Source organism: Marisediminitalea oceani (assembly GCF_003731635.1).
Lineage (GTDB): Bacteria > Pseudomonadota > Gammaproteobacteria > Enterobacterales > Alteromonadaceae > Alteromonas > Alteromonas oceani.
Genome location: NZ_RCUA01000024.1, coordinates 22,017 through 43,170 on the forward strand (window position 1 = coordinate 22,017; position 21,154 = coordinate 43,170).

Consider the following 21,154-nt stretch of genomic DNA (forward strand, 5'->3'; position numbering starts at 1 on the left):
AATGTTCTGGCGGATCATTCACAAATACCTTGCATTAATTGTGTTTTCACAATTAATGGTTTGGCTCGCTACGGGTTTTTTACTCGGACAGGCTGAGCACAGTAAACCCCTCTCCAGAATCGCAAGTGACGCTATTGCAGGAAGTGTATTAACGCAAAACCTAATATCCGTCGAGAACGTCCTTATACGCTCACCCAATGCGCTCTCTATTGAGCTGCTTAGCTTGTTGGGAAACCCGACCTATAAGGTTATGACGCACTATGCTAGACATGCCCATGAAAGAGAGTATGAGTTAATAGACGCGATAAAGGGAAATAAAATAGAACTAACAGCGAACGATATCCGTGATCTGGTCAACAATCACTTCCGGTTAACTTCGCCTATTCAAGATTTACGCCTTGTTCATCCACCGATAGAGCATCTACCCAAAGAGCAACAATCGGTTTGGCATGTACGTTTATCAGACAGAGAAACGACACACATTTATGTCCGAGCATCGACAGGGGAAATAGCCGGCGTCGTCGATAGCAACAGAGAATGGACAAACTTGTTGATGTTATTGCACTTTATGGACTATCAGAACACCGGCTCATTTAATCACTGGTGGATCAAGTTCCTCGCGTTACTGACTTTGCTGTTGAGTATTTCAGGAATTCTGTGGCTGGTTAGCCTCGTTAAAAATAAGCAAGTATTCATTGGGTGGTGGTATAGAAAGCAAGACATAGTGGTACTTGATCAGCAAGGTTACCTCCAAAACGTCGTTGCTAAGGACAATGAATCACTTCTGGACTGTTTACAGCACAATGCCCTTTCTATTGAGTCAGTATGTGGGGGAGGGGGAACATGCGGCCAATGTATCGTGCGTCTTGATCCAACGGCTGCCATTTCAGTTGCAGAACGATATCGCTTATCTCAAGACAGGTTGTTGTCCGGATACCGTTTAGCTTGTCAGCAAAACACTGATTTGAAAGGCAACGTTCAGCTTGTAGAGTCTCCAAACCCCAAAACAGTATCATGCGAGTTGCTCTCAAACACATTCATTACACCCTTTATCAAAGAATTAAGATTTAAACATCAAGGCAGTGTTCCACTGGATTTTAAGCCTGGCAGTTTTGTTCAATTCACGATTAAAGAAGGTCAATCTTTAGCGTTTCCGAAAGACTTACCGAGACGCTATCGGCCTTATTGGCCGCGTTTTGAATCAGCTACATTTTCCCATCCAAACACTGTCAGGCATTATTCAGTTGCAAACCGAAATGATGGTAGTGGCGTGCTTACATTCAATATAAAAATGCAACCGGCACAATCTAACAACCAAAGACCTGGCATCGGTTCTTTTCACCTTGGTAATTTAAGCATCGGCACTGTGGTTGATATAGTTGCGCCTCGAGGGGGATTTAACTTACCTGATGATCTTGGTGTACGAGAAATTGTGTTGGTCGGAGGGGGCTCGGGTATAGCACCTCTAAAAGCTCTAATCGATGAACTAATATTTGGCTTGCATTCGACACTGCCTATAACCCTCTTTTATGGCGCCAAACACCCTGTTGAATTGGCAAATCATTGCTGGTTAAAAGCGGTTGAAACACAGCATTCCAATTTCTCCTATCAACCTATCGTGTCTAACGCGTCTTCTGTTTGGTATGGACAGGTGGGCCGCGTACAAACGCCGTTGAATGCATTTGTGTCTGCGCACCGTAGCCTCCATCGATGTTTGTTTTTCCTCTGCGGTCCTCCGGCAATGATGAACGATGTAACCCAGTTACTATTACGCTACTCCGTCAATGAAAATGCTATACAAATCGATTCATTTTCACCATTTACTACTACTTAAAACTACCGAGGTTTATTTATGAAAACACTATTGTCAACGTTCTTACTGACCGCTCTTTTCTTGAGCACAAGCAGTTATGCTCACACATCGTTGAAAACGTCCATGCCAAAAAACAATGCGATGTTAATGTCATCGCCTCCACAATTGTCCGTTGTTTTTACTGAGCCAGTTCGTTTGGCCAAATTGACGTTAAATTCTCAAAACGGCGAGCCTGTCGACTTTAATTTTTCTCCATCGATGGAGTCTAGCACTTTCTTTAATTACGACTTACCGACGTTATCGCCGGGTAACTATACCGCACAGTGGATGTTACTTGGTGAGGATGGGCACAAAATGGACGGTTCATTTGACTTCATGGTTCACGGAAACAAGTCCATGCAAGATGACAAAAAAGCCCATAGTCAACACAAAGACCATTAAAGAGGAAGATTAAAATGGCAATTTGGGAAGTATTGATCCTATCCACCAAGCTTACTGTCTATCTAGGACTGTCGGCGCTTTTGGGCGGATTTCTTATCCTTCTTTTAGTGCCGTTTAGCCTGGAAAAACAAACTCACGCTCGTCTGCTTCTGCAAGGTCATATTATTAAGTATATGGCTATGTTTGGTTTAGTTGGTGTTTTCGCGACTACGTTGGATTTCTTTTTCCAAGTGGGGTCGCTATCTCAAACGGGTTTCACAGGCATGTTTGATGCGGTCATGCGACGTATGGTTGCACAATCTACTTTAGGGACTATTGCAATAAGTCGGCTGTGCATATTCATCGTCGGCATTGCTTTTTGTGGATCGTTTTATTGGCAACTCGCTCGCAAAAAAACGCCTCAATTTATCGTGACTCTTCTTGGTGCAATAATTCTGTGGGGGAGTATTGGATATGTATTCATGCTTTCCGGGCATACCGTGCAACTGGAACGTTCATATGGTTATGCATTAGCTGTGCATGTGATCATCGCGCTAAGCTGGATGGGCGCTCTTTGGCCGTTGTCAGCAGCATGCCTACACCTATCGCCTACACCGCTATACAGTCTGATGCGGCAATTTGGTCATCTTGCTATAGGACTGGTGAGCCTGCTGCTCCTTGCCGGCACTCTGCTAGCATGGGAGCTAGTTGGTTCTGTAGGTAATTTATTCAATCAAATCTATGGACAAAGCCTTCTGTTAAAGCTGGGCTTTGTCAATGCGATCCTGCTGCTTGCCGCATGGCATAAATTAAAATTAACGCCCAAGCTTTTAACGCACAGTAACGCAGCGATAGACATGCGCCGTTCGATCCAAATTGAAATGCTCATTGGACTATGCATTTTTCTGATCACCGCTGTTTTGACTACTGTTCTTGGTCCTCAATCTTAACTTTGGATTTATCTGAAAATTAATTACGTTTTAACGACTGTTTTGTCTATTGCGCTGCTTTCATTTAGTACGTTTGCTCATGAGCCACTCAAATCAATAGAGCACTCTGCAACTCACTTCAGTGGCTTGGATACTGCAGCGGGTCGCAGTGTGCTCGCTTATCACGAAGCATTATCTAATGGACAAGCGGATGACGTCATGAGTGCATTGACATCCGAAGTCATTATTTTAGAGGGATCGCGAATAGAACGCAGTGCTGAAGAATATCGACAACATCATTTACACGGTGATATGCGGTTTTCTGCGGCTGTCAAAACCACAACAATTGAACATCATGTTCGCGTTTATGGGGATACGGCGGTCTCAATTGCCAGAAGCCACACCCTTGGCACATACAAAGGTAAACAAATTGATAAGCAAGGAAATGAAACACTGGTACTTAACCTTATCAATGGTCATTGGAAAATAAGTCATATCCACTGGTCCCATTAACACTTTAATTTATAGGAAAACTTTAAATGACGTTACTTATGCGAATCTCACTCGTCCTGATGTTAAGCACAACTACACTGGGCGTCTTTGCATCACAGGCAGATGAAGACAAAGCGACGATTGAAGAAATTATCATTGCTATTGAAAACGGTTGGGAGTCGGGCCAAGGACGGCCTTTTTATGAACACTATCTCGACCATAAAGGTGCTCGATACATTGAATCAGGCGGCCAAAACACAGGATTAAGTGATCTCGTCGAAAATCATGTGGAGCCAGAGAAAGAAGTACTCAAACGCCTCACCATCGATATATTGGATATGGATATTACAATTGATGACGATATGGCATGGGCGATTACGACCGTAAATGTGTCTGGTGAAGTAAGAAAAACTGGCTCAACATTTGACAAAAAGGGCTACCAAACGTACTTGTTTAAACGAACGAGTAAAGGATGGAAAGTCATACATTCACATTCGTCTACCCGCGATAAAAAGCCCCACAAGCATCATTAAGCGACGTCAGTATGCCCATCACTCGCAACGTTACCCTAGACATCATGCGCACGGTCGCCATTGTATTAATGGTGATCTTTCACTTCGCGTATGACTTGCGGTTCTTTGGCTGGGTAGATTGGAGTGTGCCAAATGGTCCTGGCTGGAAACAATTTCGGTATGTCATTTTATCACTCTTTTTCTTAAGTGTGGGTGCATCATTGGTGTTCGCTCATCACCAACGCGTGGATTTGAAATCCTTTGCGAAGCGAATAATGTGGATAGTGGTATGGGCATGCGTTATATCACTATTTACTTATTGGTTTTTCAATAGTAATTGGATATTTTTTGGTGTTTTACACTTTATCGCCGTGGCCAGTGTACTATGCCTTCCCTTCGCACGTTATCCAGTCATGGCTTGTTTTATTGGGATAGGGATTATTACACTGTTCTTAACGAATGTGGTTACAAGTAAATGGCCGTTTAACTTATGGGAATTGGGGCTGCCGTCATCACCCAACGATTATGTTGCACTATTTCCTTGGATTGGCGTTGTATTGCTGGGCATTGGCGTTGGCCATATGTTTATTAAGGGTATAGATCCCTGTGCTTCACTGAAATTATCAACTAAAATCACGTTTTTAGGACGTCACAGTCTTGCTGTGTATGTGTTACATCAACCTCTGTTTTTTGTAACATTAGGCAGCGTGTATTGGCTTTCGCATTCGGTTATGTGAGTCTAAGTTGAAGATGAGACAATGATAATAAGGGACCTTTGACAAAAGTAGAGCGTTGTTTGTTTTACAAGTAGTCTCGGCGTTTCTAGCACTTGTATATCAGTAATAGTGTGGGTTCATCCAAGCAATAACCGCAGAAATAACGGCAACTAGGATGGCTGTTAATGTTAATACTGTGTTGGCCAAATTGCGTGTCGCTTCATTATATAACGTTTTCACCGCATCAATATCTTGTTCAATACGCGCAAGTCGACGATTAACTTCTGCATTGGAAAGCGTAGCATTTTCCAATAGTCGTAAATCTCGATTAATCTCATCAACCTGTTTTTTAAGGCCAACTAATCCGCGATAGAAGTCTGCGTGAACATAGTCATCGGTATCGGCAAAGCAAATGGTGGGAAGAAGTAGAGTAAAAACTAACATCCATTTAAACACTGTATATATCCTAATTACTGCAACTGACGGTTGATCGCCATAGCGCTTGAGTAAGTATTACACCAGCTTAACGGTTTATTGTAAATCCCGCTGCAAAGAGCCTGCAAACCTAAGTTGAGGGTCGTATTTCTTTTTTAAAGCAATCAAACGCTCTACATGGTGACCGAAATAACTGGTCAATGGACAGTCGTTGCCCATGTCATAATTTTGGTAGGCATGGCCATTAAAAAATGGGGATAATCGTTCATAGGTTTGATTAACCCAGTCTATAACCTTGGTATTGTCTTGATCGGGCAGAGTCACACCCGTGATGCTACATACAAATGAGGCATCGCGATGAATAAATGCGGTTTCATGGGTCTCGATATCCTGGATCGCGCCACATAACGGATCGAGCATAATGCCCGCTGCGTTGTCTGGGCAAGACTGATAGCATTGCAAAAGCGCATCAATAAACTGTTCCGTAAGTTCACCTTCAATGATCCCATTGCGCCAATAAAGTGCGTGCCCTTGTTCATATTCATTTGACTGGCACTCTATGTATTGTTTATGCGTAACAGAGATATCGGCATCCGTTTCCCATTTTGCTATGTTATTTAGGTTGGAGTCAGGGTCTTCACTAAACCCCATAATTGATATTTTTGCATTTTGTAACGCTGAACGAGCGATGTATGCATATAAGAATTGCGTTCTCGGCCCCTGCAGTACAGCATCGCTGTATTGCTTTAAAATAGGCTTTGCCTTTTGAATTGGCCATTCAATGATACCTCCTTGAACATAAGCTGGAGCCGGGTGCAGCCTAAATGTTATGTGGGTGATAACGCCAAATTGAGAGCCGCCACTGCCGCGTAGTGCCCAAAAAAGATCAGAGTGTTCCAAAGTGTTTATAACTCTTTGCTGACCATCTGCTGTGATCAGATTAAACGCCAAGACATTGTCGCAACTTAACCCATGTTTGCGTGACAAAAAACCGATCCCGCCGCCTAACGTTGCTCCTACAACACCGACATCCGGGCAGGTGCCTAATGGGATCACTTTCTTATATTTCGATAAGAACAGATCCAAATTATGATTTTTCACACCCGCGCCCACTCTTACTGACTGACCAACTGCGCAAAGTTCTATACTTTGAAAGGCAGACATATCAAGGACAATGCCACCGTCAATAACGGCCGCACCCGTTACCCCATGGCCGCCGCCTTTAACTGATATTTGTAAATTAAGGCGATTGGCATAGTCAATTGTATTAATGATATCGACGTCTGACTCAGGCACGACTATCGCATATGGAAAATGTGAAATGGCTCGATTAAAAACATGACGCCGCGCTGAATAGCCTGTACTTCCAACGTCCCAGACACTGCCGCTTAACTTGTTTCGCAACGACAGTAAGTCAGATTCAGTTGGCTTCGTTGAAATAGTTTTATTGGTATCAATTGGGTTGAGCGGCGCTTCGTCAATGCTTTGCAATAAATCCCAATTTGTTCTGCTAAATGTCTTTGGGTCTATACGATTTAACAATTGCCAAAGGTATTGTGCAACAAGGCGCGGCGGTAGTAGCTTGTTCTCTTCATGTAAGCCTCTTAAAAAGGCCGACATCGGCAGTACATCGCTTGGCACTTGCCGGATTTTTTTTTGCATCGCTGTATCAACATTTCCGGGAGCTGCGGTGGCAAAAACAGCTACATCTTCATTAACTTCTTGTCTAAAACAACTACACACCATATTTAAAGCCGTTTTACTCACACAGTATGCTGATGCGCCTTTCACTGCACTAACGGGTTGCTCGCTTGTCAAATACAGTACGCGGCTATGTTTAAACTTATCCAGGCACAGTTGTGTTATCAAAAAGGGGATATCGCAGTTGATTCTTTGTGCCGTGCGCCATTCTTTGTAGCCTATTGATTGAATAGGTTTAAGCGGTGTGACAATACCTGCACAATGCACTAAGTAATCAATCTGTTCGTATTGGCTAAGCGTTTCTTGAATTTCAATCGTTGCCGCTTCGTTATTAAAATCAACGTGTTCTATGATGAGGCGGGGTTCAAATTTTTCATTGAACGCTCCTAGTCCTGAGCTATCACGACACAGTGCAACAACAAGCATATTTGGATCCCTTGATAAGAATTCATTAGTCAATGCTAATCCAATCCCTGATCCTGCACCGGTAATTACCGCAATTTTGTGTTTCGTCATTTCTTATTATCCGCTCACCCAATTAAAAATTGCATCTGGTATTCAGCATATGCCGCTGCAAAGTAGCTATGAGGAGACCTGTTGACGCAGCTTGAGCATAGATAATTTTGAACCAAGGATAAATAAACCCATGATTTGATTACGGAAATGTAATGATTCTGTAATCCGATTGTCGTGAAGGATTGATCTAAATCAATTACATTTATCGTGTGATTTATAGGATGGATTTCATCAAAAGCAAAGGATAAATCGGGTGCAAAAAATTACGATAGCACTAATCTGCAATGCCACAAATGCCTATAACAGATGAAGAGCTTGAGGTTTTGGCCGAATTTTTATCGCCCAAATAGCACCTTGACCTGAGTCTAAGACATAGGATTAAGGTGACAAGTCGTCTATTTCAAACCTAAACCGCTCATGTGAGCACAATTAAAGGAAAAATTATGAAAACATTAACGTCATTATTACTGGCCAGCGCCCTTGTCGCTGCGCCAATTGCGACTTCTTACGCGCATCAACACACTGATAAATCTGACATGCCGATGATGGACGGTCAGATGATGAAGAAAATGCAAACACATATGGAAGAAATGCAAGCAGTTTTAGATGCAGTAAAAAGTGAATCTGATCCTGAAAAGCGTGAAGCCATGTTGCATGAGCATGCCCAAAAGATGCAAGACATGATGGGCATGATGGAAGGCAAAGATTCGATGGGAATGAAAGATGGAAAAGGAATGAAAGGCGGCATGGGCATGGAGCATAAACACAGTGATATGTCGACCGATGAGAAAATGAAAATGATGGAACAGCGTATGGCCATGATGGAAGACATGATGGGGCAAATGATGGGACATACGGCTGAAAAAGCGAAGCCAATACACAAGCATAAAAAGAACTAATCAATGCGTTATGAGGCAGGAAAAGCGACTGCCTCTTTTCTTTTAATAATCGCGGGAGTTTTACATGAAAAAATTAATCAAGCTTTTATCAATTGCAGTCTTGTCTGTTGGGCTACTAGGGGGCTGTGCAAGCCAGATATACCATGACTACATCATGAGTGGGCAGGTTGTTACCGTCGATGATAAACAAGTAGTGGTGTGTGTCTCTGACACCGATGGTCTCAAAGAACATCAAGTCTTTAATGTTTATCGCACCGTTTTTGATGCGACAGCAATTTCTGAAGGGGAAGACGGCTACTCGCGCGAATTCGTGGGCAAAATTCGATTAGGTAAAACGAAGGATGAGCATTTTGCAGAGGCTATTGTACTTGATGGCGAACTAGCACGTTATGACATGGTCGAGTTTGATCGTGGGTTTTAGTCGATATTTTTGAATAGGAGCATGCCGTTGTGAAGATTAGAGAGTGTCACCAAACCTACCGTTTAGCGGCTATTGTGAGTCTGGTATTATCTAGTGTCTTATTCACAACCGCGTGTTCAGCGATAACACAACAAACTAGTTCGAAAGAAAAACCTAAAGAAACACAATCTTCAGACACTACGCCCGAGTTAGCGCCGGCTGACTTTGCAAAGATCCAATCAGCTTTGCGCTCATTAGACAACTCACTGGTAGCGCAATCAAAAAGCAATACCGGCGTTAAACAGAGCGATACCAGCCCTCAACTCAACGAATCATCTACGCCCCCCCAAGCGACGAGCAAGATGAAGATGGGCATGGGAAAAGGGAAAAAGAAGATGACAATGAACGGAAAGTCTTGCATGGGGATGATGTGTAAGATGATGATGAAAAATAGTTCGATGATGGGTATGCCTCCTGAACAAAATACACCGGAGATATCCAAACCTTCATCAACGATAAGCTTGCCAGGTGCGAGTAGTGCACCTCATATTTACCACCTTGGTGAACAAGCCTTTTTCTTAAACCATACAACAACATTAGAAATAACAGATACGCAGTATCAAACGTTGTTATTGATTCAATCTGAGTGGGAGTCTTTCCAAAAAAGCCTTGCGCAGCAGCGTAGTGCATTAGAGGCATCATTGTGGGAATTGACAGCCCAAGGATTGCCTCAATACGACAATATTAAAGACACCATTAGTAAAATAGAGGCCATAAACAGCACCCTACGCCTACAGTTTATTGCTTCGGTGGGGAAAGCCGTCTCTGTATTAACACCCCCGCAGATTGCGAAAATAAATGCGCTGTGGGCGGCTGAACAAAAGGATGCGTCATGACTAGGGGGAGTAAACGCGCATCAATGATTCACCGCTATTGTGTCATTCTAAACGTCGTTCTTTTTTTCGTGATTATAAATGCGCACGCACAGCAACAGACTGAGGATAGTGAGCATGCCAGTCATCATCCTGAGGCAGCGAATGGGCCGATTGTTGCGGCAAGCACAGATTCTCCAGCTTTAGCCAGCCAAGTTAAAGGTCAGCCGGGCAATGCCAACGCAATGATGGGGCCAGGTATGGCAAAAGGCATGGATAAAATGATGGAGAAAATGGGAGCGCCTAAACCTAAAGATCTCTATCCAACTTTAATGCGGATGCAATCAACCACGCCGGAACAAAGAGATAGTATCTTAGGCAAAGCGTCGGCGCGTATGCAACAAGGAAGTGAACAACTGACTACCGGGTTTGAATCGCTCGCCCGTGCCGCAGCCGTTGATGACTATACCCAAATGCAAGTAGCTGTTGAGACCGTTAAAGAAGGGATCGCGCATTTTGATAGTGGTCTGGCGGCAAAACGGGCAATACAAGATGGGCAAGAGCCCAGAAGAGTGGCATTAACCTGGTTTAAATCGCAAATGAATTTGCTACCCAGTTCACCAGTGAATGATTCCTCAACACTATTTGGCATGACGCCGTTTCATACTGCAGTGATGCTTGTTCTGCTGATCTTCACTGTCGTCATGGTGTATGTTTATGGATTTAAAATGCGCAGAGCTGCCGCATTGCTAGAAGAGCTTAGGTCCACTGAGACCGCAAGCGCTTCTGCGCCCACGAAGCACACATCACTTAACGAGATACCTACTAACGCACCTGTAGGGACTGACGCTGTTTTAATACCCGCTACAGCGCAGGCATTATCTTCTACGACTATGTCACCGCGTAAAGGTGTCTATAGCGGCAGTATGCAAGTCACCGGTATTTTTCATGAGACCCATGATGTTAAAACGTTTCGACTTGCCAGCGCCGATGGTCAAGTCATCCCATTTAGTTTTGAACCTGGACAATTTGTGACTTTTACGCTCACGATTGATGGTGTTGAAAAACCGGTGAAGCGGTCTTACACCATCGCATCATCACCCACTGAGCAGTATTACTTTGAAGTCACCATCAAACGCGAGGAATTCGGTGTTGTTTCTCGTCATATGCATGACGTCGTAAATGTGGGAGATACGCTTTCAATTAAAGCGCCTGGCGGCAAGTTTTACTTCAATGGTCAAGATGCAAGTAGCGTTGTATTGATTTCAGGGGGGGTTGGGATCACGCCCATGATGAGCGCGGTGCGTTATTTAACCACGACGTGCTGGGACGGTGACATTTATTTTCTGTTTTGTACGCGAACGTCTAACGATTTTATTTTTGAACAGGAATTAAAATATCTACAAGCACGTCACCCAAGGTTGAAAGTACTCGTCAGTATGACACAGGCGGATGGCACTTCTTGGATGGGACCTCAGGGGCGTTTTTCATCGGCATTGATAAATGAATTCGTGCCGGACATAGCATTAAAAACAGCACACATTTGTGGGCCGCCGGCAATGATGGATGCAACCAAGGATATTTTATCTGAATTGGGTATGCCTGAAGCGAATATTAAAACAGAAGCTTTCGGTGGTGCGAGTCCGAAGAAAACGGCCACTAAAACGGAGGTTGCCCCAAACACGCCTGCAAACAATACGCGCCAAGTGCGATTTAGTTTATCAAATGCACAGGCACAAGCCGGCACAGATGAAACCGTATTGGACGTTGCTGATGGACTTGATGTTGATATTGAGAATTCGTGCCGGGCAGGCTCTTGCGGCAGTTGCAAAGTGAAATTACTGCGCGGCGATGTTGATATGGAGGTTGATGATGGGTTGGAGCCAGAAGATAGGGTCAGTGGTTATATTTTAGCATGTCAAGCCATCCCTAAAACTGATGTGGAGGTGGAAGCATAGTGAATAGTCAAGAGCGTACCATTGTAGGCAGCTTGGTGGTCTTAATGATCTTACTTTGGCTAGGGTTTGTGTGGCACCGTGACCCTGCATTCCCTGGCAGCTTTGCTGGATTTGTCGTTGGTTTGACTGCGCTGGTATTAATGTTTATTCCGTTGCTTTACATGATCATTAAACGCAACAAAGCACTAAAGAAAGTCGTGACCAAGCAAATAGCCATGCCTACGCTGCTGCGCATTCATATTTATGCTGGAGTATTGGGACCTATTCTTGCACTCATCCATAGCGCTCATCGTTTTGATAGTGCTACTGGAGTCTCCATCATCATCTTTATGATGGTCGTTGTGATCAGTGGGTTTGTTGGTCGGTATGTGCTAGGGCTTATTTCCTCAAATGTAAAAGAGAAAAAGCGTCAAGTGACAGAACTCCAAGGTGCACTTTCAAGCGCCAAACAATCGCTTAAAGACGCGGTCTGCGACGTAAGATATTCGACTTTCGCCCAAACATCAGCGAGACACATTCCATACATTGCTTTAAGTGTACCTACTTCAGCGCAAAGTAAGCTGTTTCGACAAGAGAGTAAGGTTCTATCCATTATCGATGCCATTTCTGATGTTGAATACAGCATTCTGATTCACGACACTGCGAAAACTTGGTTTGCTCGTTGGTTGAAGTTTCATATCGTGATTTCGATAACGCTCTATGGCGTATTGTTCTTTCACATTTTCAGCGAAGTTTATTTTGGACTACGCTGGTTATGATCAAGTGGATAATAGTTATTCTGGGCTTAGTTGCAGCGGGCTTTGGTGTTAGCCATTTTTTTCACACACCAGAGGATCTTGCAAAAATTCCGTGGGAACAAATGGTAGAGCCTGGTTCACTGAGCAAAGCGCATGCGTTTTTGGCGGATGACTGCTTGAGTTGTCACACGCCAGTAGAAGGCGTTGAGCGCGACAAGTGTGTCGCCTGTCATGCAAATGATACCCATATCGTCGCGCGTCAACCTACTGCGTTTCACGCCGACATAACAGAATGTGCTAGTTGTCATACTGAGCATCAAGGTGAGGATGCTAAGATTTCACTGATGAACCATATTGCATTGGTCGATATTGGGTTCAATATGCTCCCCAACCCAAACGTGCCATTTGACGAAGGCGCAGCCACGATGGCTTTTTTAGAAAATGTTCTAGCGAATAAGCAAACGGCTGATCCCCTATTTGTGCATCCCGACGTCAGTGATAAAGAAGCATTATTGAATTGTTCACAGTGCCACAGCAACGATGATCGCCACTTCACGTTGTTCGGAGAGGATTGCGTGCAATGCCACAGTACAGACAAGTGGTCACTGCCGACGTTTATTCACCCCTCGAGTCAATCTCGTGATTGCAATCAATGTCATGAAGCGCCGCCCAGTCACTACATGCAACATTTTAAAATGATTTCCGCCAAAGTCGCTGGCGAGCCAAAAGCCAAAGTGGAGGCGTGTTATGCCTGTCATCAATCGACTTCCTGGAACGATATTAAGCGTGCCGGCTGGTACAAGCATCATTAAGGGGGAGAAACTGTGATCACAAATTCCATTGCGCTGGCAACCTCACTGTTGGTAGCAATAGTATTGTTTCTGCCTCGCCTACGACAATCTGTCCAATGGCGAGCAACAGTCACCCCGTTGGCTTCAATAATTGGCAGTGGCTTTTTGATCATTGCACCACTGCTGCATTCGGTGATGGGCAAATGGGCGCTGCTGGGCATTATTCTGTTGTCCATTCTGGCATATACGTTGGGTTCGGTCATTCGCTTCAATATACGTCACGCAGAGCCTGAGCTTGCTCGCAATCCCCACGGCAGTATCGCAACGCTTGAGAAAGCCAGTCAATGGGCACTTGGCGCTGCCTATGCGATTTCCGTGGCGTTTTACATTAGCTTGTTTGCCGCATTTGTCTTTGACCGCTTGGCTATCGCTGATACAACACTCATTAAATTGTTTACCAGTGGGCTGCTTGTCATCATTATGCTGGTCGCTTGGCTTCGCGGTGCGAGAGGGCTAGAGACCATCGAGCTATTCGCGGTAACCATTAAGTTGGCGATTATTGTGGGTGTGCTTGTCGCGCTGGCAACCTACGACATACAAGTCCAAAGTGCGTGGTTTAAACACGAAGCGATACAATCCCTCAGCCATTTTGAAACCCTTAGTATGCTCGCGGGTATGCTCATGGTTACGCAAGGGTTTGAGACAACGCGCTTCATGGGCAGTAACTACAATGCAGAGCAGCGCATTAAAGCAGGGCGATATGCCCAGTGGATTGCCATTTTTCTTTACGCTGTGTTTATTGGTTTAACCTGTCCCATATTTCTCGATTTTCCGATAACCGAACTGAATGAAACCACCATTAGTTATACCCTGGGTCAAGCCATTTGGGTATTGCCCATATTATTGTTAGTGGCAGCGACAGCAAGTCAGTTAAGCGCCGCATTGGCCGATACTATCGGTGGCGGAGGACTGCTAAAAGAACTCTTCCACTTACCCATATCTCCTCAGTTTTACTATGTTCTGGTTATCGCGATTGCAGGCATATTAGTTTGGTCATCCAACGTATTTGAAATCATTAATCTCGCGTCAAAGGGATTTGCACTGTATTACCTTATACAAACACTCATCGCATTCAAGCTAGTACTACTGCGCCCCAAAGAACAACGCTTCAAATCGCTTCAATTGCTTGGTCTTTGCGCGATTGTTGTTTCCTTATCCTTTGTGATTGGCTGGTCGATACCAGCACAGCACAGTTAATAGAGGACAGAGGCTAATGCAATCCGCAAAAACATGTTCGCCAGCAGTTCGCGTCGCAAATTTTCACGCATCACTCATTGAAACTGCGTGGGAGTTAACCCAGCGTTGTCGCAAAAAGTATGATTTCAAACATATTGGTTTGGCCGGAGGCGTCTTCCAAAACCGCATTTTATGCGATGGCCTAGCTGAACGTTTTGCACAATCAGACATTCCTGTTGTTATCCCAAGCAGTTTACCTTTAAACGATGCAGCAATAAGTGTCGGGCAAATTCACGAATATTGCTCAAGGAGATCATCATGAAAGGCATAGAGCGTAATAATCGAGCATCATCAGAACCGTTGGACACCGATACTATTCGGTTAGCGCAAGGCAATGGTGGAATATTGACCAAAAAACTTATTAATGATGTGTTTAAAAATACTGCCAATAAAGAACTAGATCTGCTACACGACGCGGCTTCGGTAACCTTCGCAGGTCCCTTTCTGAGTATGACAACCGATAGCTTCGTTGTCTCACCTTACACATTTCCAGGTGGCAATGTGGGGGCATTAAGTATTTACGGTACCGTGAATGATCTGGCTGTCGTTGGCGCGACCCCTCGGTATATCAGTACTGCATTCATTATTGAAGAAGGCTTTTCGATGACGGCTCTCAAGGAGGTTGTCCATAAAATGCATCAAGCTGCTGTAGAAACCAATGTGTCCATAATAACGGGAGATACTAAAGTCGTTCCAAAGGGATTCGGTGGTGGCGTTTATATCAATACAACGGGTGTGGGTGACAGCCAAGAAACACCAATTTGGGATACGAGTCTTATAAGGCCGGGCGATCATGTACTTGTCAGTGGCTCTGTTGGCGATCACGGTGCTTGCGTATTACTGGCGCGTGAGGACTATGGGTTGCATGGCCAATTAAAGTCCGACTGTGCCAGCGTTTTCCCGTTAGTCAATGCAATCAGAGACTTAGAAGGCGTTCGTTTTGTCCGAGACCCAACGCGTGGAGGACTATCAGTGTTACTCCATGACGTGGCAACTGAAACGGGTTTCAATATCGAGCTAATTGAAAATAACATTCCGGTGCGTCCAGAGGTCGCAAGCGTGTGTGACATTCTAGGCTTTGATCCTTTCGTTTTGGCTTGTGAGGGACGCGTTATTGCAATTGTCAGTCCCGATATTAGCAGCGAAGTACTCACTCATTGGCGGGGTATAAAAAACGGTGAAAATGCCCAACATATTGGTGTTATATCAAAAAATACAGACTTAAAGGGCCGCGTGTCGATTATTACGCCAATGGGAGGGCGACGCTTCATGAGTGAACTTGAAGATGAGCCACTTCCACGGATCTGTTGAAGGTTTAGGTGTTGACCTGTGAGCGGCTCACAGGTTTATCGTATGAAGGTGAGAGTAAAACATAGGATTAAAGGCGTGTTGTAGCAGCACAACTATGTTGATAAAGAAGGGGGTTTAAAATGCGGGTAAAACAAATAGCAGATGCACTAGATATTAGCGTTGATACCGTACGCTATTATACGCGCATTGGACTTTTGGTCCCAAATAGATCCCACAATGGATACAAGTATTATCGGCCGGCGGATGTGACGCGACTACGATTCATTTTAAGTGCTCGGTCACTAGGTTTTTCGGTCAATGATATTAAAGAGATCCTAGTTACATCTTCACAAACCAATGCGCCGTGTCCAACGGTAAGGCGTCTTATTGAAAAGAGGTTGAAAGAGACTGAACAGCGGTATCAGGACATGCATGAACTTAGAGAGCGCATGCGCTTAGCCACTTCAGAGTGGCAAAACAAACCCGATCAACCTCCAACGGCCGATACGATATGCCATTTAATTGAAGGTTTCACAGCGCTTAAGTCATAACAAGGTTTAAATAGGGAGTGGTTTATGAATTCTAAAACAGACAGTGCGAAAGCACATGGGTGTTGTAGTGGCGGCGATAAAACATCAACTGCGAACGAAGCGGTTGACACTAAAACGCAGACCAGACAGGTGTCTTCCGATGCAGGCGAGATACAACTTAATATTCAAGGGGCGAGTTGTGCCAGTTGCGTCACTAAAATTGAAATAGCCTTAAAACAAGTCGCAGGCGTCACCAGCGCAGAAATGAACTTTGCACAGCGTACAGTGCTTATCAATGGTAATGCCTCGCCAAGCGAACTGGTTGGTGCGGTAGAAGAAGCTGGGTATAACGCAACGCTGGCAAATGCCGATTCTGATGAGGCTGCCATTGAAGAAAAAGAGCAAGCGGATTGGGCATATTATAAAAAGCTAATGCGACACATGGTCATCGCATTGTCGCTTGGAGTACCGCTCATGATCTATGGTTTGGTAACCGGGGAAATGAGCGTCAACACGACCACGGAGCGAATTGTATGGTTGATTATTGGGCTCATGACATTAGGTGTCATGGTGTTCTCTGGTCGGCATTTTTATGTGGGTGCATGGAATTCGTTTAAAAATCATTCGGCCAATATGGATACTTTGATAGCCTTGGGTACAGGAACCGCCTGGTTGTACTCGATGACAGTTGTGTTCTTCCCGGGCTATGTCCCTGAAATGGCACGACATGTTTATTTTGAGGCAACCGCTATGATCATCGGCCTAATTAATTTAGGCCTGGCCCTTGAGATCAAAGCACGCGGTAAAACCTCAGAGGCCATTAAAAGGCTGATAGGCTTGCAAGCCAAGACTGCACGTGTCATCCGAGATGGCGATGATATTGATATTCCTATTGAAGATGTTTTGCTCAATGATCTTATCCGGGTTCGACCCGGAGAACGCATTTCTGTGGATGGTGTAGTCGTCGAGGGCCAAACCAGTATTGATGAATCAATGCTAACGGGTGAGCCTATGCCAATTGAGAAGCGAAAAGACGATGAGGTTGTGGCCGGTACCATCAACAAATCAGGCTCTATCGTCTTTCGGGCAGAACGCGTGGGAAAAGACACCGCGCTAGCTCAGATCATCAACATGGTAAAACGTGCACAAAATTCAAAACCACCTATTGGTCGATTGGCAGATGTTATTTCTGCCTATTTCGTGCCGGTTGTTATGATCATTGCCGTAATGAGCGCACTAGCGTGGCTCAATTTTGGTCCGGCTCCCGAGGTTGCCTTCGCAATCGTGTCAGCAACCACGGTACTGATTATTGCATGTCCTTGCGCATTAGGTTTAGCCACGCCGATGTCGGTCATGGTGGGGGTTGGCAAGGCGGCTGAAGCAGGCGTACTTATCCGCAACGGTGAAGCGCTGCAATCTGCTTCGAAAATTACCACAATGGTATTAGATAAGACCGGCACCATAACAGAGGGGGCGCCTAAAGTTACCGACGTTGTTATTGCGTCAGCTCACAATCAAGATGACGTGCTTTCGTTAGCTGCAAGCCTGGAGTCGGGTTCCGAACACCCACTCGCAATGGCGATCGTTGAATCAGCGAAAGAGCAAGGTGTGCCGATCCACTCGGTGACTGATTTTGAGTCCATTGCAGGGAAGGGCGTAGCGGCAACACTGAATTCTCAGCGTTTGCTATTTGGCAATGAAAAATTGATGAAAGAAAAATCAATAGAACTTCATCATTACGTTGATAAAGCGCAGAGGCTGGCCGCAGAGGCTAAAACCCCAATGTATTTCGCGATTGATTCAAAATTAGTTGCCGTCATTGCTGTTGCCGATCCAATAAAATCAGACTCAATAGATGCGATTAACCGCCTACAGCACAACGGAATACGTGTGGTGATGTTGACGGGGGACAATCGTATGACTGCAAAAGCCGTTGCTCGAAAGGCGGGGATTGTTGATTACGTTGCTGAAGTGATGCCAGAAGATAAAGCAAACAAAGTGCTCGAACTTCAACGTGAGGGTGAAATCGTCGGAATGACCGGCGATGGGATCAATGATGCGCCCGCCTTAGCCCATGCCAACGTCGGATTTGCTATCGGAACAGGCACTGATGTCGCAATAGAAAGTGCAGATATCACGTTGATGCGAGGCTCCTTACATGGGTTAGCGGATGCGATTGCAGTGAGTAAGGCAACGCTGAGAAACATAAAGCAGAATCTCTTCGGAGCATTTATCTATAACGTCGCGGGGATCCCATTTGCTGCAGGTGTTTTTTATCCATTTTTAGGCTTACTACTTAGCCCAGTAATTGCCGGTGCAGCGATGGCATTCTCGTCGTTAACGGTAGTGACCAACGCGAATCGATTACGTTTATTCAAAGCTAAAGAGCACTAGGAGAACCTAAAGATGATGTGGATTAATTTGATAGGGTTAGTCGTGATTGGGCTTATTGTTTGGTGGTTTTGGCTTTACCAAACAAAGTCAACTGAAGTACGAGACGGCAGCATCGAAGTCCGCGTGAAAGATGGCGTGTATCAACCTGCCAATATCACAGTGCCCGCGAATGAGTCTGTACAACTGATGTTCTACAGAGAAGATGCGACTCCCTGTGCGGAAACACTACTAATACCCGAGTTGGAGATCAGTGAAACATTAGTGCTTAACCAGCGTGTGATGGTCACTATTCCCCCCCAAAAGGCAGGTCGCTATCCGTTTCATTGTCAGATGCAAATGTACCGTGGCACTTTGGTGATCAAGTGATTTACCGTTTTCTGAAAACTTAAACGACACAAAAGCGAGGTGTATTGTGAATAAACAAAAATTACCTTTTTGGCGCACCCCCAGTGGTTGGTCCGCCATCGGACTTATAGCGGCGGCAAGCTATTTCTTGTTTGTCGAGCATGGTGAACATGTTTTCCCGTATTTACCATACTTGATCCTGCTGCTATGCCCGGTGATGCATATCTTTATGCACGGAAGTCATGGTAAAGGGCATGAGACACATGCTAACGACGAGCAAACATTTAAAGAGCAAACCGAAGACAATGATCAATACAGACAAGGTTATATCGAAGGGTTAGAGCAGGCACGCAAGGAAAAACGTAAAATGGAGAGCGACAATGCACGGTGAATCAGATTATGGGCTTTGGACGTTAGTCATCATTAACTCCGCAATATTTATCTTTTTTGCGTTTAGTTTCGTCAAGCCGAAGTCAAAAACAGACTGGCGAAGCTTAGGCGTATTTTCCGCTTTTATCGTGGCGTTATTTACTGAAATGTATGGTTTCCCGCTCACTATCTATTTTTTGTCCGGTTGGTTAGCCGAAAGTTACCCAGGCGTAGATTTTTTAAGTCACGAAAATGGTCACTTGTGGCATACACTGTTGGGGTTATCTGGCGATGCGCATTGGGATGTACTGCACATCTTAAGTAATGTTCTCATCGTTTTAGGATTCTTTGTTTTATCTGCTTCGTGGAATGTCCTGCATCACGCGCAAAAAACGAGCAGCTTAGCGACCAGCGGTTGGTACGCACGTTGTCGGCATCCCCAATATGTTGCCTTCATTGTGATCATGTTTGGCTTTTTACTGCAATGGCCAACACTACCCACTTTGCTCATGTTTCCCATTCTCATTGTTGTCTATGTTCGACTGGCCAAACGCGAAGAGCAGCACGCCGAAACTGAGTTTGGTGATACCTATAGGCAATATAAGCAAGCCACGCCAGGTTGGTTCCCACGATTTCTCAATTCAAACGTTTCAAGCCCCGTGTAAGGATTACAAAATGAAGAAAGCATTAGTTTCAATATTGTTTGTCGCAGGCGTTTTATCCGCTACCTTTACGAGTGCTCAGACATCCATGAGTGCCGATGAGATGTTACGCAGTAACGAGCGCGTCATGGATGCATTAATGCAACGCATCCAACGGATCAATGACGTTTCTGAGAGGCAAACGTTGATTGTTGAGCATATGAAGATGATGGATACCTACTTAACGAGTATTGAGAAGAGGATCCAAAGTGAATCTAATACTGAACAAAAGATACGATTAAAAGAGACATATAGAAAAGGCCTGCAAAGAAGTCTTGTTCTTATCGAAAGCGGCATATCAGCAAGCGACATTGTTGTGATGGGGAACTCGATAGATGAACATTTGTTGTTAATAGAACAAAGAATGACAGTTTTACAATCGTTAATGCAGCAAGTGGTTAATGCCAATAGCGTTTTAAGCAATTAGAGACGTGACTGACATAACTGTGTAGGCAATTAATTTATAGGAGAAAAGTATGAGCGATTTAGATCACAGAGTGGGCGTTTCTGAGGCTAATTTAGTGGTACGGCATTTGAAGTTAACCGGCATTACCGACGGTAATTTATTAGCAATTGTTGCTGAAATTGATGGGACCTTTGGTATTGATGCCGTTTCATTTGAAGAAGCCAAAAACACTTTGCATATCGGCTATGACGCGACCCACTGCAATTTAGATGGCATTGAGACAATCATTCGTGCACACGGTGCAGACATTTCTGATGACTTTTGGACAAAGATGAAAGAAGGCTACTACCAATTCGTTGACGAAAACATTCGTGAAAATGCGAAACATAAACCCTGGAGCTGCCATCGTGTCCCACCCGGGCAAAGCAATAGAAAGAAATAGCGTAGCGCGAATCGAGCAACTTTATGTTGGACTTCACCAATCAGCACTAATTAAAACAGGATATTAGCACTGTGGATCATAGTAAGAATAAAATGGGATTCGAACCGGCGCACATACAAAGTATTCTTTATTTGTACTAGCTCAGACCTGATCTGACAGTTACCCAGTTTTCTGGTGCCAGCGTCAGGTT

Annotated in this window: 24 protein-coding genes; 22 read left to right on the forward strand and 2 right to left on the reverse strand. The window is 44.6% G+C overall.

Annotated elements, in window-relative coordinates; genetic code table 11:
- Position 1 precedes the first annotated feature (1 nt).
- Genes D9T21_RS08875 through D9T21_RS08900 form a run of 6 tightly spaced genes read left to right on the forward strand, consistent with a single transcriptional unit; the run spans position 2 to position 4,903 of the window.
- Complete coding sequence (locus D9T21_RS08875) at positions 2-1,834, forward strand: 2Fe-2S iron-sulfur cluster-binding protein (protein WP_123324650.1); 1,833 nt, start codon at positions 2-4, stop codon at positions 1,832-1,834.
- Between the two features lie 18 nt (positions 1,835-1,852).
- Positions 1,853-2,254, forward strand: coding sequence for a copper resistance CopC family protein (locus D9T21_RS08880; RefSeq protein WP_123324651.1), 402 nt, complete (start codon positions 1,853-1,855; stop codon positions 2,252-2,254).
- Between the two features lie 14 nt (positions 2,255-2,268).
- On the forward strand, positions 2,269-3,183 hold the full coding sequence (locus tag D9T21_RS08885) for a copper resistance D family protein (RefSeq protein WP_123324652.1): 915 nt from the start codon (positions 2,269-2,271) through the stop codon (positions 3,181-3,183).
- A gap of 42 nt (positions 3,184-3,225) precedes the next feature.
- Positions 3,226-3,675: a YybH family protein gene (locus D9T21_RS08890; protein ID WP_240621974.1), complete on the forward strand. Its 450-nt coding sequence runs from the start codon at positions 3,226-3,228 to the stop codon at positions 3,673-3,675.
- Between the two features lie 26 nt (positions 3,676-3,701).
- Complete coding sequence (locus D9T21_RS08895; protein WP_105935254.1) at positions 3,702-4,187, forward strand: nuclear transport factor 2 family protein; 486 nt, start codon at positions 3,702-3,704, stop codon at positions 4,185-4,187.
- A gap of 11 nt (positions 4,188-4,198) precedes the next feature.
- A complete protein-coding gene (locus D9T21_RS08900; RefSeq protein ID WP_123324653.1) occupies positions 4,199-4,903 on the forward strand; it encodes an acetyltransferase domain-containing protein in 705 nt (234 codons plus the stop codon).
- A gap of 99 nt (positions 4,904-5,002) precedes the next feature.
- Here the strand turns inward: D9T21_RS08900 and D9T21_RS08905 are convergent, their stop codons facing one another.
- A complete protein-coding gene (locus D9T21_RS08905) occupies positions 5,003-5,338 on the reverse strand; it encodes a hypothetical protein (protein ID WP_232366234.1) in 336 nt (111 codons plus the stop codon).
- 75 nt (positions 5,339-5,413) lie between these two features.
- Positions 5,414-7,534 (reverse strand): SDR family NAD(P)-dependent oxidoreductase, encoded by a 2,121-nt coding sequence (locus D9T21_RS08910; protein WP_105935251.1) that lies wholly within the window; start codon positions 7,532-7,534, stop codon positions 5,414-5,416.
- A gap of 443 nt (positions 7,535-7,977) precedes the next feature.
- On the opposite strand from D9T21_RS08910, the gene D9T21_RS08920 reads away from it, so the two are divergent.
- The 16 genes from D9T21_RS08920 (at position 7,978) to D9T21_RS08995 (ending at position 20,964) form a co-directional block, all read left to right on the forward strand.
- A complete protein-coding gene (locus D9T21_RS08920) occupies positions 7,978-8,433 on the forward strand; it encodes a hypothetical protein (RefSeq protein ID WP_105935250.1) in 456 nt (151 codons plus the stop codon).
- Between the two features lie 64 nt (positions 8,434-8,497).
- Positions 8,498-8,854 (forward strand): hypothetical protein, encoded by a 357-nt coding sequence (locus D9T21_RS08925; protein ID WP_123324654.1) that lies wholly within the window; start codon positions 8,498-8,500, stop codon positions 8,852-8,854.
- Between the two features lie 29 nt (positions 8,855-8,883).
- Complete coding sequence (locus D9T21_RS08930) at positions 8,884-9,729, forward strand: hypothetical protein (protein WP_123324655.1); 846 nt, start codon at positions 8,884-8,886, stop codon at positions 9,727-9,729.
- Positions 9,726-11,663: a 2Fe-2S iron-sulfur cluster-binding protein gene (locus tag D9T21_RS08935; protein WP_123324656.1), complete on the forward strand. Its 1,938-nt coding sequence runs from the start codon at positions 9,726-9,728 to the stop codon at positions 11,661-11,663. Before D9T21_RS08930 ends, D9T21_RS08935 begins: the two co-directional genes overlap by 4 nt.
- Positions 11,663-12,421 (forward strand): hypothetical protein, encoded by a 759-nt coding sequence (locus D9T21_RS08940; RefSeq protein ID WP_013755285.1) that lies wholly within the window; start codon positions 11,663-11,665, stop codon positions 12,419-12,421. Before D9T21_RS08935 ends, D9T21_RS08940 begins: the two co-directional genes overlap by 1 nt.
- Entirely contained in the window at positions 12,418-13,212 is a 795-nt protein-coding gene (locus D9T21_RS08945; protein ID WP_105935246.1) for a multiheme c-type cytochrome, read from the forward strand. The genes D9T21_RS08940 and D9T21_RS08945 overlap by 4 nt, the downstream gene beginning before the upstream one ends.
- 12 nt (positions 13,213-13,224) lie before the next feature.
- On the forward strand, positions 13,225-14,448 hold the full coding sequence (locus D9T21_RS08950; RefSeq protein WP_123324657.1) for a hypothetical protein: 1,224 nt from the start codon (positions 13,225-13,227) through the stop codon (positions 14,446-14,448).
- A gap of 16 nt (positions 14,449-14,464) precedes the next feature.
- Positions 14,465-14,749 carry a Kae1-like domain-containing protein gene (locus D9T21_RS08955; RefSeq protein ID WP_241155671.1) on the forward strand — a complete coding sequence of 95 codons (285 nt, stop codon included), beginning with the start codon at positions 14,465-14,467 and terminating at the stop codon, positions 14,747-14,749.
- Positions 14,746-15,798, forward strand: a complete 1,053-nt coding sequence (hypE, locus tag D9T21_RS08960; RefSeq protein WP_013755272.1) for a hydrogenase expression/formation protein HypE — start codon at positions 14,746-14,748, stop codon at positions 15,796-15,798. Before D9T21_RS08955 ends, hypE begins: the two co-directional genes overlap by 4 nt.
- Before the next feature lie 119 nt (positions 15,799-15,917).
- Positions 15,918-16,328, forward strand: a complete 411-nt coding sequence (locus D9T21_RS08965; RefSeq protein ID WP_123324658.1) for a MerR family transcriptional regulator — start codon at positions 15,918-15,920, stop codon at positions 16,326-16,328.
- A gap of 24 nt (positions 16,329-16,352) precedes the next feature.
- A complete protein-coding gene (locus D9T21_RS08970; RefSeq protein ID WP_206427252.1) occupies positions 16,353-18,701 on the forward strand; it encodes a heavy metal translocating P-type ATPase in 2,349 nt (782 codons plus the stop codon).
- 12 nt (positions 18,702-18,713) lie between these two features.
- Positions 18,714-19,067 carry a cupredoxin domain-containing protein gene (locus D9T21_RS08975; protein ID WP_123324659.1) on the forward strand — a complete coding sequence of 118 codons (354 nt, stop codon included), beginning with the start codon at positions 18,714-18,716 and terminating at the stop codon, positions 19,065-19,067.
- 46 nt (positions 19,068-19,113) lie between these two features.
- Entirely contained in the window at positions 19,114-19,437 is a 324-nt protein-coding gene (locus D9T21_RS08980) for a DUF2933 domain-containing protein (protein ID WP_123324660.1), read from the forward strand.
- Positions 19,427-20,080 (forward strand): methyltransferase family protein, encoded by a 654-nt coding sequence (locus D9T21_RS08985; RefSeq protein WP_013755267.1) that lies wholly within the window; start codon positions 19,427-19,429, stop codon positions 20,078-20,080. The genes D9T21_RS08980 and D9T21_RS08985 overlap by 11 nt, the downstream gene beginning before the upstream one ends.
- A gap of 10 nt (positions 20,081-20,090) precedes the next feature.
- Entirely contained in the window at positions 20,091-20,543 is a 453-nt protein-coding gene (locus tag D9T21_RS08990) for a hypothetical protein (RefSeq protein ID WP_123324661.1), read from the forward strand.
- A gap of 49 nt (positions 20,544-20,592) precedes the next feature.
- Positions 20,593-20,964 carry a hypothetical protein gene (locus tag D9T21_RS08995; protein WP_013755265.1) on the forward strand — a complete coding sequence of 124 codons (372 nt, stop codon included), beginning with the start codon at positions 20,593-20,595 and terminating at the stop codon, positions 20,962-20,964.
- Positions 20,965-21,154: the final 190 nt, after the last annotated feature.

Bases quoted from the DNA above. Each gene is read 5' to 3' on its own strand.
- D9T21_RS08975 (WP_123324659.1), top strand. From the start codon at position 18,714: ATGATGTGGATTAATTTGATAGGGTTAGTCGTGATTGGGCTTATTGTT.
- D9T21_RS08875 (WP_123324650.1), top strand. From the start codon at position 2: ATGTTCTGGCGGATCATTCACAAATACCTTGCATTAATTGTGTTTTCA.
- D9T21_RS08935 (WP_123324656.1), top strand. From the start codon at position 9,726: ATGACTAGGGGGAGTAAACGCGCATCAATGATTCACCGCTATTGTGTC.
- D9T21_RS08885 (WP_123324652.1), top strand. From the start codon at position 2,269: ATGGCAATTTGGGAAGTATTGATCCTATCCACCAAGCTTACTGTCTAT.
- D9T21_RS08910 (WP_105935251.1), bottom strand. From the start codon at position 7,534: ATGACGAAACACAAAATTGCGGTAATTACCGGTGCAGGATCAGGGATT.
- D9T21_RS08970 (WP_206427252.1), top strand. From the start codon at position 16,353: ATGAATTCTAAAACAGACAGTGCGAAAGCACATGGGTGTTGTAGTGGC.
- D9T21_RS08900 (WP_123324653.1), top strand. From the start codon at position 4,199: ATGCCCATCACTCGCAACGTTACCCTAGACATCATGCGCACGGTCGCC.
- D9T21_RS08920 (WP_105935250.1), top strand. From the start codon at position 7,978: ATGAAAACATTAACGTCATTATTACTGGCCAGCGCCCTTGTCGCTGCG.
- D9T21_RS08925 (WP_123324654.1), top strand. From the start codon at position 8,498: ATGAAAAAATTAATCAAGCTTTTATCAATTGCAGTCTTGTCTGTTGGG.
- D9T21_RS08990 (WP_123324661.1), top strand. From the start codon at position 20,091: ATGAAGAAAGCATTAGTTTCAATATTGTTTGTCGCAGGCGTTTTATCC.
- hypE (WP_013755272.1), top strand. From the start codon at position 14,746: ATGAAAGGCATAGAGCGTAATAATCGAGCATCATCAGAACCGTTGGAC.
- D9T21_RS08955 (WP_241155671.1), top strand. From the start codon at position 14,465: ATGCAATCCGCAAAAACATGTTCGCCAGCAGTTCGCGTCGCAAATTTT.
- D9T21_RS08965 (WP_123324658.1), top strand. From the start codon at position 15,918: ATGCGGGTAAAACAAATAGCAGATGCACTAGATATTAGCGTTGATACC.
- D9T21_RS08895 (WP_105935254.1), top strand. From the start codon at position 3,702: ATGACGTTACTTATGCGAATCTCACTCGTCCTGATGTTAAGCACAACT.
- D9T21_RS08945 (WP_105935246.1), top strand. From the start codon at position 12,418: ATGATCAAGTGGATAATAGTTATTCTGGGCTTAGTTGCAGCGGGCTTT.
- D9T21_RS08880 (WP_123324651.1), top strand. From the start codon at position 1,853: ATGAAAACACTATTGTCAACGTTCTTACTGACCGCTCTTTTCTTGAGC.
- D9T21_RS08995 (WP_013755265.1), top strand. From the start codon at position 20,593: ATGAGCGATTTAGATCACAGAGTGGGCGTTTCTGAGGCTAATTTAGTG.
- D9T21_RS08985 (WP_013755267.1), top strand. From the start codon at position 19,427: ATGCACGGTGAATCAGATTATGGGCTTTGGACGTTAGTCATCATTAAC.